This window comes from Desulfoscipio sp. XC116 (genome assembly GCF_039851975.1).
Taxonomy (GTDB): Bacteria; Bacillota; Desulfotomaculia; order Desulfotomaculales; family Desulfallaceae; genus Sporotomaculum.
In genome coordinates, this window is the sequence record NZ_CP156660.1 from 2232704 (window position 1) to 2248883 (window position 16180).

The following is a 16180-nucleotide window of genomic DNA, read 5'->3' on the forward strand; positions in this document are numbered from 1 at the left end:
CATCACTTTTATCTATAGCTAAATTACCAACTATCGACCAAGTTTATCATTCCGGTCCCTGGCAATTATAGCACTTCAGAATATCGGATCCGGCACCGGATCGTACACCCGGTCCGGTACCGCACCGGAATCAGGGGATGACGGCACTTCATCTTCGTCTGCCGGGCCGTCATTCCCGGGTGTCTCTCCGGAATTAATTGGAACTGTGATCTCAGACTCCGGCAGCTTATTATTTTCACCGGTTTCACCAGGAACGACCGGGGTAGTAACAGCAGTATCCGGAGGCACTACCACCGACGGTTCAACCTGGCCGGTGCCCACCGCTACAATACGGCTGACCGGTTGGTAATAACTTAACGGCTGCTGCTCGGTAATTTTCTCGCCGTCTTTCCATACATACCTGACAGTAGCCACCTTAAATCCATTATTGCCCTTTTGTTTGACTACCTGTTCTCCGGATGCCAAATTGGGATCTTCCTCAAATACCGTTTTCTGTTCAATAGTTTCAGTTACCCAGCTGGCCATCTCCACCCGGGGAGCAGTCTCCTTATTACCATAAACTTTAACAGTCATAGTGCTATCCTCTACCAGCGAGCTAATATAAATATAATTATCCTGGTTATTGGTAAATTTAAAATCAATGGCCCCGTAGACTACGGTAGCGTCTTGACCTATAGGCACATAGCTCACCGGCAGAGTATGATTGCTGCGCTCAACTATCTTTAAATTGGCCAACAGCACAGCATTGTATAATGTGGAGGAAACTTGACAGACACCACCACCCAGCCCCTGAACCAGTTCGTTATTAATTATGACGTTGGCACTTTTATAACCGGCTTCCGAACTGCGCGGTCCCACCACCCGATTAAATGAAAAACTTTCCCCGGGGGCCAATAACACTCCATTCAGGGCCGCGGCGGCAACTTTAATATTATATGTACGCCCGGTCTGCCCGGCATCAAACCGGGTAGCGTATCTGGCAACGCGGCCATTGATGCGCATAGCTTCTATGTCTTCGGTAGTACGCTGTGGCCGGACAACCAAAAGCGGCAGTTCCAACGTACCAACCTCGGTGTCAAAGCTATCTCCTCCATATTTGCCGGCCGCATCTTTTACCAGCTCGGAGAGCTCCCTTTCCAAAGCGTCAAAGTCTATACCGGTACCGGCTTGAGCGGGGACTATTTCCACCCGATCGTCCGGTGTTACCCGAAACCCGGCGTTAACCGGTTCTGCAATTATCTCCCCCGCCTCGGACATGATACCTTTTTCCAGCATTCTCCGGTCAGCGGACAGATCAGGCTCAATTTGCCTGCCTTCATGCTTTACCTGACGCTGTTCACGCCATTGGCTGATTATTGAGCCGCTATGCCCGACGGCAACCGCGTTTTGCAGCGTTTTTTCGCTATCCAGCGCTGCTCCCAGCGACCCGGCTTGCATAGTCCAGGTATTGTCCCCGTGTTTAATAACTACCAAACCACCGGCCAGTTTTTCAGCCATCAGAGTTAGTTGTTCACGGGCTTGTTCCCGGGTCAGCCCGCCTAAATTCAAATTACCCACATATACACCGGGAATAATCTTATTGTTCAGTGCAAAGGAAGCACCCGAAAAGCTAACCACAACGCCGACCACAATTAAAGCAATAATACCTATTAAAAAACTAATTCGACGCACCGGAAAGCCCCCTGTAAAAAAGAGTAATTTCTAAAACTCCAACTTGCTGTCATTGCTAGCATACAACCTGCGACACTTAGAGTCCATCATTGCGAGGAGTGAAGCGACGAAGCAATCTCCGTTTTACAGCCCGCATTTCTTTGGGGACCTGCTGCGGAGTTTGAGATTGCTTCGCCGCGTCGCTGTTACCGGGAAAAATAATAAAGCTGGTCGCGAATGTAACAATTCGTCCAGCTTTATAGCCACTATTGATGACTGGAATTAATTATCATCCACATCTGATTCCAATACCTCCATACAGGCATCTCTAACCTTTTCCCACTCATCATCATCAATTTCCACCAGGATATCTTCGCCGTCTTCATCTTGCTCAATTTTCAGAACAAAGGCTTCCCCGTCCTCTTCATCTTCATCTTCGGGGTACTCCGAATCCTCCGGGCTTTCCGCATTTTCTTCATCATCAATTAACGGCACGACAATAGCGTATCTGTTTCCTTCCAGTTCTACAATATCATAAATTATGACATCGTGCTCATTATTATCCTCATCGATAATGGTAATAATCTCATCCTGCTCAGGCAAAAAATTCACCTCTTTCCACAAGTTAGAGCTATTCTATATAAAAAAGTTAAAAAAGTCAATAAACCATTACCTGCCGGTGTGAGCGTCAAGATAGCCCTGCAATATGATAGAGGCGGCCATTTTATCAATCACCTTGCGGCGCCTGGCCCTGCTCACATCCGCATTGATCAGCAAACGCTCGGCCGCTACCGTGCTAAGCCGCTCATCCCATGTCTCCACCGGCAGCCCCAGATGGCGGTGTACTTTATCCGCGAACATCAGCGCTTTCTCCCCCTGAGCCCCGGTAGTGCCATCCATATTACGAGGCAATCCCACCACTATTTTTTCTACCTCATATTTTTGCGCTAAAGCCTTTATTTTATCCAAATCTTTTTCCAGGCCGGCCCGGCGAACTATAGTTTCGACACCCTGAGCCGTCCAGCCCAAAAGATCACTAACGGCAATGCCGATTCTCCTGTCACCAAAATCAATGCCCATAATGCGCAAGTTTTATTCAACCTTTCATATATAAAACATACCGGCGCTTTTTACAGCACTGTCAAATCACTTTAATGCAAAAATCGGGGCAAACGGATGCACAATAACCACACAGTCGGCAGAGCTCTTCGTTCACTTGAGCCCGTCCGTTCACAATAGCCAGCGCCCCGGCGGTACACCTGTCCACACACCGGCCGCAGCCCCGGCAGTAATCTTCCACATGTAAACGGCGTGATTTCCCTTTTAGCCGGTCGGCCAGTTCCCTGTCAGGCACAGCACCGGAAAATTTGCTGATATTATATTTAATCTCCTCCGGGGACTGCATACCTACAGCTACCGCAGCCAGCTCGGGTACAGCCAGTATAAAATCCATAGCCTTGTCCAGCTCAGGTATTAAATGGCCGCCTCCCAGACATTTCATGCCGTATATGCCCTTGCCCATCATGGCGGCAAAAGAAATGGCTTCCAGCATATCATCCGCCCCGCCGTCGGCAATGCCAATGCCCGCTTGATTAATAAGGGGATGGATAACATCAAATTCCGGAATAGAGGCGGCGGCCCGCACCCCCGCCACATGGTGAGTGGAAATACCGATGGCCCTGACCAGTCCCTCTTCCCGGGCCTTAACCAGGTATTCCACCGCCTCCCAGTGCCCTTTAATAGTAAAAATTGATTCTTGCTCGTGTAATAAGAAAATATCTACATAATCCCGTCCCAATGCCTTAACGCAGTCTTGCAGACTTTTAGCCATTCCCGCTCCGGTGGGTGCATATGATTTCGAGGTCACTACCGTATCCGGAAAGTCCCGCAAAGCCTCTTTAATATAGGGATAGCAACCGTATATTTCGGCAGTGTCCATAAAGTTAACCCCCGACTCCAGGGCCAGACGCATTAATCCGGCGCCGGCCTCAATACTAAGACACTTCTGCAACGGTCCTATGGTCAGGGTGCCAAAACAAAGCCTTGATACAGTTATATCCGTATTACCCAATCTTTTATACTGCATACTATATTACCTATATTTTCTTTCTGTCGCTGTAGCTTATTTGAGTAAACAAATCAGCTTGAAGAGATCAGATTAAGAGGCCAGGTACTTCTTAACCAGTTCTTCAAGTAATTCGTCCCGCTCCAATTGTCTTATTAAACTCCTGGCATTATTATGACTGGTTATATATGCGGGATCACCCGACAATAGATAACCCACAAGCTGGTTAATGGGGTTATACCCCTTTTCCTTGAGCGCTGCGTAAACCTGGAGCAGGATTTCCCGGGCCTTATTTTTTTCGGCCTCCACTTTGAACATGACGGTATGCTCGGTTGTTTCCCTGGACATGAGAAATACCCCCCCAAAATATTTACCCGCACCGTACTGAAATGGCAGGATATACTTTCTATTATAATGTCGTACTCTATAAAAAAGCAAATAATGGTTTAAAATTCTCCGGCATATTAACGTTCTAATTGGCCGCCTGTTTGGTTACCAGTGCGCAGACTTTTTCCAGCGCATTATCCAGCCCCGCCGGGTCTTTGCCGCCGGCCTGAGCCATATCGGGCCTGCCGCCGCCGCCGCCGCCCACCAAGGGTGCGATTTCCTTAAGTATTTTACCGGCATGCAGGCTTCGGCCCACCAAATCCTTACTTACTCCGGCCACCAGGTTAACCTTACCACCGGACGCCGCACCCAGTACAATAACCCCGGAGCCCATTTTATCCCGCAACAGATCCAGCATGGCCCGCAAGCTGTCCATATCGGAGGCATTGGAACGGGCCGCCAGCACTTTAATACCTCCCACTTCCTGGGCGGCATCCAACATGCTATGCACTTCGTAGCGGGCCAGGCGCGCCCGCATTGCCTCGGCCTCCCTTTCCATGCTGCGCAGTTCCTGAACCAGCGTTTCCACCCGGTGCACCAATTCGTGAGCCGGTGCTTTCACCGTCCGGGCAATCAGGTTTAGCTGGTCTTCCTTGGCCCGCAGGTAATCTATAGCCCCCTGTCCGGTGACCGCCTCCACCCGGCGCAAACCGGAGCCCACGCTGCTCTCACCCAACAGCCTGAACATGCCTACCTCGGCAGTGGAAGCAACATGCGTACCGCCGCAAAGTTCCAGGCTAAAATCCCCCATTTTTACCACTCTGACCCGGTCACCGTATTTTTCATCGAACAAGGCCATGGCCCCCATGTCCCTAGCCTCGTCCAAAGTGGATGCTAAAGTTTGCACCTTAAGGTTATTTAAAATAGCTTCGTTGACTATCCGCTCCACCCGGTCCAGCTCATCGGGGGTAATAGAGGAGAAATGGGTAAAGTCAAACCGCAGCCGGTCCGGAGCCACCAATGATCCTGCCTGGTTAACATGTTCACCCAGCACTTCTTTAAGGGCTTTATGCAGTAAATGTGTGGCCGAGTGATTACGGGCAATGTTCATGCGCCGTCTGATGTCGACCTGTACCGTCATTTCGTCATGAACCCGGATGATACCCCCGGTTACCCGGCCACGGTGCAAGTGCAGCCCTTCCACCGGCCTGGTTACCATCTCAACGGCCACCTCGGTGCTCTCGGCGCTTACCTTGGCATGGTCGCTCACCTGGCCGCCGGATTCGGCGTAGCAAGGAGTAATATCCAACACCAGCTCCACTTCCTGACCGGCCCCGGCCTGTTCCACCCGGCGGTCGTCAACAAAAATTGCTTTGATAACGGATTTACTCGATAAGGCTTCATAACCGACAAATACAGTCTCACCTATTTGACCCAGCAGAGTTTTTAAATGAGCAGCCTTTTCAGATATATATTCGGTCTCCTGACGGGCACTGCGGGCCCTGTTGCGCTGCTGTTCCATTGCCTTGGCAAAGCCTTCCTGCTCTACGGTCAGGCCGTTTTCCCCGGCAATTTCCTCGGTTAATTCCAAAGGAAAACCATACGTGTCATACAGCCGAAAGGCTTGCCCGCCGTTAATATAATTAAGACCGGTCTGTTTGGCTTCCTGAATAAGCCTCGTAAGCATATCAGTACCCTGAGCCAGCGTTTCTCCAAACCTTTCCTCTTCGGTCTTAACTACTCTGATTACCAGCTCGCGATTTTTCACCAGTTCTTGATAAGTGTCGCCCATTTTATCAATAACCGCTCCGGCCACCCGGTACAAGAAAGGCTCAGCCACGCCCAGCACCCGGCCAAAACGCACAGCCCGGCGCAGCAAACGACGCAGCACATAACCCCGGCCCTCGTTGGAAGGCAAAGCACCGTCTGAAACGGCAAAGGATACCGCCCGGGCATGATCGGCAATCACCTTAAGGGCCAAATCGATATCATCGCCCGAGCCGTAGCGCCTGCCGGTCAACTCCCCGGTAAAGTCCATAATATCCCGCAGCAGGTCGGTGTCAAAATTGGTTCTAACATTTTGCAGCACCGAGGCTACCCGCTCCAGACCCATGCCTGTGTCAATGCCTTTGTTTTGCAAGGTTGTGTAGTTACCCTCTTCATCGCGGAAAAATTGGATAAACACCAGGTTCCATATTTCCAAATACCGGTCGCAATCACAGCCTACAGCACAATCGGGGGAACCACAACCCCGCTCGGCGCCTAAATCGTAATAAATTTCCGAACAGGGGCCGCAGGGACCCACCCCTATTTCCCAAAAGTTTGTATCTTTACCCATACGCACAATCCTGTTATCCGCAATACCCACATCTTGACGCCAAATATCATAAGCTTCATCGTCGTCTTCATATATGGATATCCATAATTTTTCGGCAGCCAGTCCCAAATGCTTTGTAACAAACTCCCAAGCCCAGTTGATGGCTTCTTGCTTAAAATAATCGCCAAAGGAGAAATTACCCAGCATTTCGAAAAAAGTATGGTGCCGGGCAGTGCGCCCCACCACGTCTATGTCGGGTGTACGCAAACATTTCTGGCAGGTGGTGGCCCGGGTCACCTCGGGCTTGGCCGCGCCGGTAAAATACGGTTTAAAGGGCACCATCCCCGCTGCCGTCCACAAAATGCTGGGGTCGTTATGAGGAATTAAAGATGCGCTGGGTAATATTTTGTGGCCTTTGCTCTCAAAAAATTTTAGATACATTTCCCTTATTTCTTTGCCCGTCAAAAGCAATACCCCCTCAAATTGCAAGTTGTCATGCACACCGGGTAGCAAAAAAGCCTTTCTTCCCCGGCCAGGGACGGAAAGGCTCCGCGGCACCACCCTGCTTGACAAGTTCCCGATATCGGGAAATTGGTGTTATCAAAACAATAACGCTGTTCGGCGGCGAAACTTAACTTAGTTCAATCTCGCATGGCAGGAAAAGGACACTTTCCTTTCCCATAATTTTACGGTATTGATTTGCGCTATAATTATACAAAATTAGCACAAATCATGTCAAGAAGAGCCTACTAATGGCATACGGCATACCCTACGAATTATACTCGGGCCAAAGCCTGTATATGGCGAAAAGATAAACAACTCGTAAAACAGCAGCCACAGGCACGGCTAAAATTAAACCGGTCAGCCCGAAAAGCTGCCCCCCGGCCAGTAATACAAGTATTACAAACAAAGGATGCAGGCCCACCCGATCTCCCAATATCTTGGGGGAAATGATGCTGGCCTCCACTTGCTGGATCACCACAAAGGCAATGATGACTTTGAGCACCATCCACTTGGACACCAGCATGGCCAGGGCTATAGCCGGTATGGCCCCAATCAGCGGGCCGAAGTAGGGAATCAAATTGGTAATGCCGGCGAATATGCCCAGCATCAGGGCAAATTCCATATTTAAAAGGGCCAGGACAATGCCGGTCATCATCCCGGTGATAACACTTACCAACAGGTAGCCCCGGATAAAATTATGCAGCACCCGGCTCACTTCACTGCCCAGATCCAGCACATCCTTCCGCCGGCGGGACGGAATAAACATGGCCGCCCGCTCAGTAAATATTTCCACATCTTTCAGCAAGTAATAGGCAAAAATGGGAGCCAGGATAATGTTAAAGATATATCCGGCCAGGCCGATGATTATCTGCACCACTCGTTCCGCCATTTGAACCAGCATTTGCTCCAGCCAAATAATGCGCTCGTCAATAATCCGGCGCACGGCATCGGGAATGCCGGCCCGGGCATATTCCACCTGCAGCGATGCTGTAAACTTTTGCACCTGGGAGGTATAACCGGGCACCATCTCGGCGATCATATTCAACTGAGCGATGATATGCGGCATGCCATACAGTACCAGACCGGCCGCCATAAAGAACATGGCGGTATACACAATTAATATGGACATAGTCCGCGATGTACCCCGACTTTCCACCATACGCACCAGCGGGTACAAAAGATAAGCCAGCACCACCGCCAGCAGGAAAGACAAAAAAATGCCCCTGATCAGATAGATGAAATACAACACCATGACCACCAACAAGAGAGACAAAACCACCCGGCAATTTAGTTTTTTATGCCACCAGGACAATACAGCCACCACCCAGCAAAAAAGTGAGGATTAATTCTCCCCACTTTTATTGAAGTCATTTCTTTTTTATCAGTCCGCTTACGGTACGGGATACTTCCCTGATCACACGATCGGTAGTCCGGCGGGGGTATCTCCGCCTGATTTTACTTATGTCAAACATACTGGCCGGCTTGCGCTGCGGTCTTTTAATCATGGACATTACAGCGCCTAAAACACTGCCGGTGACCAAACCACGCCAAAAACCACGCTGCATAAATTTCACCCCCTACATTTATAAGCCTTTACAAAAGCATTTCGTTCTGGGGATCAAAGGCCACCAAACTGCCGTCCTCCGCCACCTCGTAAACGCTGACCCCCTCTTTATTCAAGCGGTATTCCACACAGCAATCCCAGCAATAATACTGGTCCACGCCTACCTTGCCGGTGGCCTTGCCGCCGCACACAGGGCAATGCAAGCTATCGCCTCCCATATACAAATACTTAATTCAGATGACCTTCTTCATCCTTGAGTATAAGAATCCGTTCTAACCGCTGTATCGCAGAAGTTGTTATCCGGTAGTTTAGCGCCGTTTATCTCCCGTTCATAAAAGCGGAAGCATTAATTTAATTATGCCCATTTCTTTAAATAAAATGCCCGGTCTGTGAATGGTTTTCAAAACAAAAAGAGCTGTTGCACAACGAGCTAAATAATTCGTAAGGCAACAGCTCTTTATAAAGATACCGGATTATTATCGGCATAATTCGCTGAATTTAATTTTATAAAGAAAAGAGAGCATCACTTACTACCCCAAAATACTTCCTCCGCCCAGCAGATAGTCGTCGCGGTAAAACACTACCGCCTGACCCGGCGCAATGGCCCGCTGCGGGGCGGCAAAGTCCACTTGCACCCGGCCGCCCGGCAAGGGAGTGATAGTGGCCGGGGCCGGTTTGCTCTTATACCGAATTTGCGCCTGTACTTGTTCGGGGCCGGTTAAGCCGGCTATGGATACAAAGTTTAAATCTTCAGCCAGCAAAGTTGTTCTGTCCAATGCTTCCTCCGTGCCTATTATGACAGCATTGCGGACCGGGTCAATATCCACCACGTAAACCCGCTCGCCCATGGCAAGTCCCAAGCCCCGCCGCTGGCCGATGGTATAAAAGGCAATACCCTCATGCCTGCCCACCTCCCGGCCGGCTAAATCTAAGAACGGACCGGGCTTTATAGCATTGCCGTCAACGTTTTCCCGCAAAAAGTTACGATAGTTATTATCGTGTACAAAACATATTTCCTGGCTTTCCGGCTTTTCAGCCACCTTCAGCCCCCGCTCGGCGGCCATGCGCCGCACTTCGTCCTTGGTATACGCGCCCAGCGGCATCAGTGTATGGGCCAACTGCTGCTGGGTAAGATTGTATAAAAAATAAGTTTGATCCTTACGAGGGTCACGGGCTTTTTTTACTATGTAGCGGCCGGTGCTCTCTGCGCGGCCGATCCGGGCATAATGCCCCGTAGCCAGATAATCGGCGCCAAGAGCCAAAGCTTTTTTCAGCAGCGCTTCGAATTTGATAATACGGTTACATACCACGCACGGATTGGGTGTTCTGCCGGTCAGGTACTCCCGGCAGAAGTTTTCCACCACCGATTGGCGGAATAAGTCATAAAAATTAAGTACGTAATAGGGTATATCAAGTTTGTTGGCTACGGACCGGGCGTCTTCCACCGCGGCCAGCGAACAGCAGCCTACAAAATCCCCGGCCGCTTCGGTGCGTCCGGGATCCCATATCTGCATAGTGGTTCCAATAACCTCGTAACCCTGTTCAATTAAAAGAGCGGCGGTGACAGAGCTGTCCACGCCGCCGCTCATGGCTACCACGACCATTTTTTTGTCTTTATCCAAGGTATCACCTGTAATTTATTAAATTCCAAGACTCCCATTTCTATACGGGGGAGTTCCTATTTTTTACTTCAGGTGGGGCAAAATCCCCATCTGAAGCGCATGTTTAGCTTTAGCCGAATGAGTTTTACTTTTGTTTGCTCCGGTAATTCTCAATAGCGGCATGCAGCGCGTCCGCCGCCAAATTGGAACAGTGCATTTTCTTGGGGGGAAGACCGCCCAGAGCTTCAGCCACAGTTTTATTACTTAGCTGCAGTGCTTCCTCAATAGTCTTACCTTTGGCCATTTCCGTCACCATGCTGCTGGTGGCAATGGCGGCCCCGCAGCCGAATGTTTTAAATTTGATATCGGTAATTACTTCATTATTGTCAATTTTGAGGTATATCTTCATAATATCCCCGCAGGTGGGATTACCGACCTGACCTACTCCATCGGCCCCGGCAATTTCACCTACATTGCGCGGATTTTCAAAATGATCCATCACCTTATCGGTATACATACCCCGCATCCTCCCCAAATATTTTTTACCGGCGGTAAGACCTTTATACTAAAAGCAGTAAGAACCCTCCGCGGTATTTAATTTAATAGGATACCCCGACGTAAATACAGCATGGCTGCGTCACAGATTACTTATTGGCAATAGAGCAATAAAAATTATATATACCTGCACGTGGCGCGCCAGTTCCCGATTTACCGGTTATAACAATTGAACATGTCTGCGTGCCGCTTTGCCGCACCCGCTGTGCGGCATCGCAATGCACCCGCATGTTATTTATAATATTAAGTTAGAGCCTTGCCTGACAAGAGATTGCAGCTACCTATGACAGGAACTGCTCGCTTTACAGGCCGCGCAGCTGCTTTCCATGGTAAATTCGTTTTCCTGGTCCAGCGGCGACATGGCCCGCAAGCGTTCCACAATAGGCGGCATAATCTCCATAAAATAATCTATATCCTCCAAGGTATTATCCCGGCCCAGGGTAAGTCGGATGGAACCATGGGCCACCTCATGGGGAATTCCCATAGCCAACAGCACATGAGACGGCTCCAGCGAACCCGAAGTACAGGCTGAACCGCTGGAAGCGGCAATGCCTTTCATGTCCAGGCTGAGCAGCATAGACTCGCCCTCGATATATTCAAAGCAAAAACTGGCGTGGTTGGCCAGACGTTTGGTGGGATGTCCGGTCAGCCGCACATTGGGAATCTTGTCCATAACTTCATTGATTAACTTGTCCCTCAAACCGGCCAGATAAGCAGATTCTTTTTCCAGATTCTGTACGGCTAATGCACAGGCTTTACCCAAAGCAATGATACCGGGTACATTCTCGGTACCGGCCCGGCGCAGCCTTTCCTGAGCGCCGCCATGAAACAGCGATTGCCTCCAGCGGGTGCCTTTGCGAATATACAGCGCGCCTACACCCTTGGGACCGTATATTTTATGGGCGCTGATGGAAAGTAAATCCACACCCAGTTCATCAACGTTAACCGGAATTTTGCCCATGCTCTGGACGGCATCGGTGTGAAAAGGTATACCTTTTTCCCGGGCCAGCGCAGCTAATTCTTTAATGGGCTGAATAGTGCCCACTTCATTGTTGGCATGCATAATTGAAATCAATACTGTTTTATCGGTAATGGCATTGGCTAAATCCTCAACGCTAACCATGCCGTACTCATCCACCGGTAAAACGGTAACTGTGAAACCTTGCTTGCCCAGTGCTTTAAACGTGTTTATTACAGCATGGTGCTCCACGGCAGAAGTAATAATGTGATTGCCTCTGTTTTTGCTAATCATGGCTACACCGTGGATGGCCATATTATCCGATTCGGTACCGCCGCTGGTAAAAACAATTTCCTCCGGCCTGGCACCAATGGCAACCGCCACCTTTTCCCGGGCCTCATCAATCGCTTTGCGCACCTGGCGCCCAAAATAATGCAGACTGGTAGGATTACCGAAGTTACCAGTCAGATAATCCTGCATTGCCTCCGCAACTTCCGGGCGAACCGGCGTTGTAGCACTATGGTCGAAGTATACTCTGCGCACCGCTACATTTCCTCCTTTTAGGCTTATTAATCATGTCTTATGCGCTTTATTACTTATAATTTCGGCATCACGCAACATGTCAGCCAGACTGATGGAATCCATTACCTCGGCCAGCTTGTCCCGCACCCGGGTCCATACTACCCTGGTAATGCAAAATTCCGCCTGATCGCATTCTGTCGGCTCCACTTCACTGACGCAATCCACCGGTGCAATGGGTCCCTCCATGGCTCTTATAATATCACCCACTGTTATGCTGTCCGGGTTCCGAGCCAGAATGTAACCGCCCTGAGACCCGCGCACACTTTTTACCAGGCCGGCCTTTCGTAAAATAGCTATTAGCTGTTCCAGGTAATTGTCGGATATATTTTGACGCTCGGCCACCGTTTTCAGCGGGGTGGGTTCGGTTCCAAAATGCTCTGCCAGATCAAACATAGCCTTCAGCCCGTAATGCCCTCGTGTGGATAGGCGCAATTTTCCACCCCCCCATTTAATTCGCACTATTTAACTCGGAATTAGTTCAAAGATATCTTAGCATTCCGATCGGAATTTGTCAATAACGGGATCGGGCTTAACTTTCCCGAAGTAACCACTAAAAGCTTGCGCGAAAAAGTAGGTTTGGGACTTTTCAGCATCGCCCGGTTTAATCAAATTTCAAGACTCCCACTTCTATGGAGTTTCTATTTTTACTTCAGGTGGGGCGGGATCCCCATCTAAAGCCCCAATGTTCAGCTTTAGCTGAACGAATTTTACCGTTCCTTCTTGACATTCTGCAGCCGCTGCCACAATGCCTTTTCCCGCTCCTGCCCGGATGGCCGGTAAAATTGTGCGTTAAGCATATTGTCAGGCAAATACTGCTGTTCGATCCAATGCCCGTCGTAATCATGCGGGTACATATAAGTCCGCCCGTGGCCCAATTTCTCAGCTCCGCTGTAACTGGTATCCCGCAAGTGCGGGGGAACCGGCTCAACTTTTTCCTGGCGCACCGCCTTAAGCGCCGCTTCGATACCCAAATAGGCGGCGTTGCTTTTGGGTGCCATGGCCATATACAAGGCGGCCTCGGCAAGAATTATCCGCGCTTCCGGCATACCGATACGCTCCACCGCCTGAGCCGCCGCGGCAGCCACCACCAACGCCTGGGGGTCGGCCAGGCCTACATCCTCCGCGGCCTGAATCATAATGCGGCGGGCAATGAAAACCGGGTTGTCACCCGCATGCAGCAGCCGGGCCAGCCAATACAAAGCAGCCTGGGGGTCTGACCCCCGCATGCTTTTAATAAACGCGGAGGTAACATCATAATGCTCATCCGCCCGGTTAAACTGGATAATCCGGTTTTGACAAACACCCTGTACCACTTCACTTGTTATTCGCCTACGGCCGTCTTCGCCGGGCGGAGTGGTTAACACGCTCATTTCCAGCACATTCAGTGCGGCCCGGGCGTCACCGTTGGCAAAGATGATTATCTTTTGCAGAACATCATCGGGCAGATCCACCCGGTAGCTGCCCAAACCCCGTTCTTCATCCGCCAGTGCCCGGCGCACAATGCCGGCCAGCCCTTTGGCGGAAAGCGGTTCCAGCCGGTAAAGCAAGGACCGGGAAAGCAGCGGACGATTAACCGCGAACATGGGATTTTCGGTAGTTGAACCGATGAGTATAACCGTGCCATCCTCCACGAAGGGCAGCAACGCATCCTGCTGAGCCTTGTTGAAGCGGTGAATTTCATCAATAAAAAGCACGGTACGCCGCCTGTACATGCCCAGGCGGTCCCGGGCCTGATCAACTACCTTGCGTATGTCCGCCACCCCGGCCATGACAGCGTTAATTTTTTCGAAATGCGCACTGGTCATACTGGCAATAATATGTGCTAAAGTAGTTTTACCGGTACCGGGCGGACCGAAAAATATCAATGATTGTAAACCATCATTTTTAATCAATTGCCTTAACGGGCGCCCCGTGCCCACCAGACTGCTTTGTTCCTCGAACTCATCCAGCGTGCAAGGCCGCATGCGCACGGCCAGCGGTGCCGAGCGGCTCATGTGACGACGCGCGGCTTGTTGGAACATATCTTCCACAATTTTACCCCCCATCAAGAAAAGCGCGCTCATTTAACTCCCTCCGGCGCGCTTTTCAACACTTTAATCCTTTGCGCTTGCATAAATTGGGGACATCCCTAAAAAGATATGTGTCCCCCGACCGCTAATGGCAAGTATAATTTCCTAAATTGCAAAAAGCCAGGAACATTCCCGTTCCTGGCTTGCTCGTTATATCGTTATATATGCTTATCAAGTATAGACTGTAATTCTTTTTTAGTCCTAAATCCAACAATTCTTTCCACTTCGTTGCCACCCTTGAAAACAATTAAGGTGGGTATGCTCACTACGCTGAAACTGGAGGGAATGGACTTGCTTTCATCGACATTCAACTTAGCTACCTGCACCTTGCCCTCGTATTCTGCCGCTATTTCTTCAACTACAGGGGCAATCATTTTGCAAGGTCCGCACCACTCGGCCCAAAAATCCACCAATACGGGCGTTTTGGCATTGCTGATAAAGTCCTGAAAATTAGCTTCCCCCAGAATGCTAATTTTGTCACTGGCCACTGGCATCTCTCCTTTATCTTTATTCTCTGTATCTTTAAGCTTCAACTACCAAACATATCAGTAGTATATGTAAATCCTTATTTGATATATGCAAACAGCATATCTACATAAACTATAATATCCGTCAGGTGATCAAATGTCAATTCATACAGCGGGAAAAACACCCAAACCCAGTAATTTGTCGGTGACAAAAGCAGCCATTATTAATCCCGCCACCGACGGTACAAAAGCAATACTGCCGGTTGAAACGACAGTTTGAGCGCCGTTGGCGGTCGGCAGCAACGCACCTGTTCCGGAGGCTGCCGCTGCCGCCGGTACAGCGTTCGGAACCGGCGCACCCGCTCCGAAATTCTCCGCTACATTGGCGAAAGACGAAAATACATCCGGCTTGAGGTCCGCAGACCCGGAAGAACTCTCCGCAGAAGTATACTGCACAGCAGCACGCTTCACTCCGGCAGCCGCGGACACGCCGACAGGTCGGGCTGTGGAATAAACCACGGGAACATCGGCGGTAATCCCGGCAGCCCGCATTTTTTTGCGCATTACTCTGGCCAGGGGACAAACCGATGTTTTCCATATACTATCAATTTTAAACGATGTGGGGTCTAATTTATTCCCGGCGCCCATTGCGGAAATGACAGGCAAATTGCGTTCGACGCACCCGGCAATTAAAGCCGCCTTGTTGTCCACATCGTCTATGGCGTCCACCACAAAGTCCAGAGCCCGGTTATCCAGCATATCGGAAGCCAAATCGGGGGTAAATCTTTGCTGACGGGTTTGCAGCTGTAAAGCGGGATTAATTTGACGCAAGCGCTCCTCCATGACTTTCGTCTTAGCCAGGCCAACCGTTCCGGACATGGCGTGCAGCTGGCGATTGATATTGGTAATATCAACGGTATCATGATCCACCAACAAAAGAGCGCCTACCCCGGAACGGGCCAGCGCCTCCGCAGTGAAGGAACCCACACCTCCCAGGCCGAATATCGCTACTTTGCAGACGGCCAGTTTTTCCAGTCCCGTGCTGCCGATCAGCAGCTCTGTCCTGGCAAATCTTCGCGGCATTTTAATACACCTCGTCACTTCCGGTTTAAAACATTATAAAATTTCACATTGCCATACTCCAAAGCTTTAACTTTAGTTACCCTAATATAATACCAGATTATTTAGCTCCAAAATTGCTGATAATGCAAAGTTTCCAGAAGTCAATTGCTTTGCAGCAACTAGACCCTGGAAACTATTTTAAAAAACGTTACAACCCCATGGTGCCGACAATCCCCAAAGTTTTACTGAACCTGTTCTCACAGGTGGGTGCCCTCCTGCATGATTCACGTTTCCTCCATGCAGAGTCTTACATTCCACATCCAGAGGCCGGGCTCCCTTAACATTGGTGTTGGCTCAAAACTTCAGGTTGACCTCGCACACCGCAGGGTGTATTTCTTTTGTTAACATAATCTTAACATAAAATGTTGCTTTATCGCAAGTGCAAACGACTATTGTACC

The 16180-nt window shown here is 49.9% G+C and carries 16 protein-coding genes and 1 other RNA gene; all 17 read right to left on the reverse strand.

Translation table 11 applies throughout. The annotated features are described in order from the left end of the window. Nucleotides 1–75: 75 nt before the first annotated feature. The 17 genes from ABDB91_RS10735 to ssrS all read right to left on the reverse strand — a co-directional run bounded on the left by ABDB91_RS10735 (nucleotide 76) and on the right by ssrS (nucleotide 16113). A complete protein-coding gene (locus tag ABDB91_RS10735; RefSeq protein ID WP_347487685.1) occupies nucleotides 76–1671 on the reverse strand; it encodes a VanW family protein in 1596 nt (531 codons plus the stop codon). Nucleotides 1672–1932: 261 nt separating this feature from the next. Beyond that, on the reverse strand, nucleotides 1933–2253 hold the full coding sequence (locus ABDB91_RS10740) for a DUF1292 domain-containing protein (protein WP_347487687.1): 321 nt from the start codon (nucleotides 2251–2253) through the stop codon (nucleotides 1933–1935). A gap of 66 nt (nucleotides 2254–2319) precedes the next feature. Then, complete coding sequence (gene ruvX / locus ABDB91_RS10745) at nucleotides 2320–2739, reverse strand: Holliday junction resolvase RuvX (protein WP_347487689.1); 420 nt, start codon at nucleotides 2737–2739, stop codon at nucleotides 2320–2322. A gap of 52 nt (nucleotides 2740–2791) precedes the next feature. After that, nucleotides 2792–3736 carry an aldo/keto reductase gene (locus ABDB91_RS10750; RefSeq protein ID WP_347487690.1) on the reverse strand — a complete coding sequence of 315 codons (945 nt, stop codon included), beginning with the start codon at nucleotides 3734–3736 and terminating at the stop codon, nucleotides 2792–2794. Between the two features lie 72 nt (nucleotides 3737–3808). Next, nucleotides 3809–4063, reverse strand: coding sequence for an IreB family regulatory phosphoprotein (locus ABDB91_RS10755; RefSeq protein WP_347487691.1), 255 nt, complete (start codon nucleotides 4061–4063; stop codon nucleotides 3809–3811). Between the two features lie 124 nt (nucleotides 4064–4187). Then, the gene (gene alaS / locus ABDB91_RS10760) at nucleotides 4188–6824 is read right to left on the reverse strand and encodes an alanine--tRNA ligase (RefSeq protein ID WP_347487692.1); all 2637 of its coding nucleotides are present in this window, start codon (nucleotides 6822–6824) and stop codon (nucleotides 4188–4190) included. 304 nt (nucleotides 6825–7128) lie between these two features. Further along, nucleotides 7129–8175 (reverse strand): AI-2E family transporter, encoded by a 1047-nt coding sequence (locus tag ABDB91_RS10765; protein WP_347487694.1) that lies wholly within the window; start codon nucleotides 8173–8175, stop codon nucleotides 7129–7131. 55 nt (nucleotides 8176–8230) lie between these two features. Next, nucleotides 8231–8428 carry a YtxH domain-containing protein gene (locus ABDB91_RS10770; protein WP_347487695.1) on the reverse strand — a complete coding sequence of 66 codons (198 nt, stop codon included), beginning with the start codon at nucleotides 8426–8428 and terminating at the stop codon, nucleotides 8231–8233. Nucleotides 8429–8456: 28 nt separating this feature from the next. Then, complete coding sequence (locus ABDB91_RS10775) at nucleotides 8457–8630, reverse strand: hypothetical protein (RefSeq protein WP_347487697.1); 174 nt, start codon at nucleotides 8628–8630, stop codon at nucleotides 8457–8459. Between the two features lie 327 nt (nucleotides 8631–8957). After that, nucleotides 8958–10031 carry a tRNA 2-thiouridine(34) synthase MnmA gene (mnmA, locus tag ABDB91_RS10780; RefSeq protein WP_347491581.1) on the reverse strand — a complete coding sequence of 358 codons (1074 nt, stop codon included), beginning with the start codon at nucleotides 10029–10031 and terminating at the stop codon, nucleotides 8958–8960. A gap of 142 nt (nucleotides 10032–10173) precedes the next feature. Further along, on the reverse strand, nucleotides 10174–10545 hold the full coding sequence (nifU, locus tag ABDB91_RS10785; protein WP_347487698.1) for a Fe-S cluster assembly scaffold protein NifU: 372 nt from the start codon (nucleotides 10543–10545) through the stop codon (nucleotides 10174–10176). 315 nt (nucleotides 10546–10860) lie between these two features. Then, nucleotides 10861–12084: a cysteine desulfurase NifS gene (nifS, locus tag ABDB91_RS10790; RefSeq protein WP_347487699.1), complete on the reverse strand. Its 1224-nt coding sequence runs from the start codon at nucleotides 12082–12084 to the stop codon at nucleotides 10861–10863. A 30-nt stretch (nucleotides 12085–12114) separates the two neighbouring features. Beyond that, a complete protein-coding gene (locus ABDB91_RS10795; protein WP_347487701.1) occupies nucleotides 12115–12555 on the reverse strand; it encodes an Rrf2 family transcriptional regulator in 441 nt (146 codons plus the stop codon). Nucleotides 12556–12830: 275 nt separating this feature from the next. Beyond that, complete coding sequence (locus ABDB91_RS10800; RefSeq protein WP_347487702.1) at nucleotides 12831–14186, reverse strand: replication-associated recombination protein A; 1356 nt, start codon at nucleotides 14184–14186, stop codon at nucleotides 12831–12833. A gap of 164 nt (nucleotides 14187–14350) precedes the next feature. After that, nucleotides 14351–14725: a thioredoxin gene (gene trxA, locus ABDB91_RS10805; protein WP_347487703.1), complete on the reverse strand. Its 375-nt coding sequence runs from the start codon at nucleotides 14723–14725 to the stop codon at nucleotides 14351–14353. Between the two features lie 99 nt (nucleotides 14726–14824). After that, nucleotides 14825–15742 carry a tRNA threonylcarbamoyladenosine dehydratase gene (locus ABDB91_RS10810; RefSeq protein WP_347487704.1) on the reverse strand — a complete coding sequence of 306 codons (918 nt, stop codon included), beginning with the start codon at nucleotides 15740–15742 and terminating at the stop codon, nucleotides 14825–14827. 188 nt (nucleotides 15743–15930) lie between these two features. Then, nucleotides 15931–16113: non-coding RNA, 6S RNA (gene ssrS, locus ABDB91_RS10815), on the reverse strand. Between the last annotated feature and the right edge of the window lie 67 nt (nucleotides 16114–16180).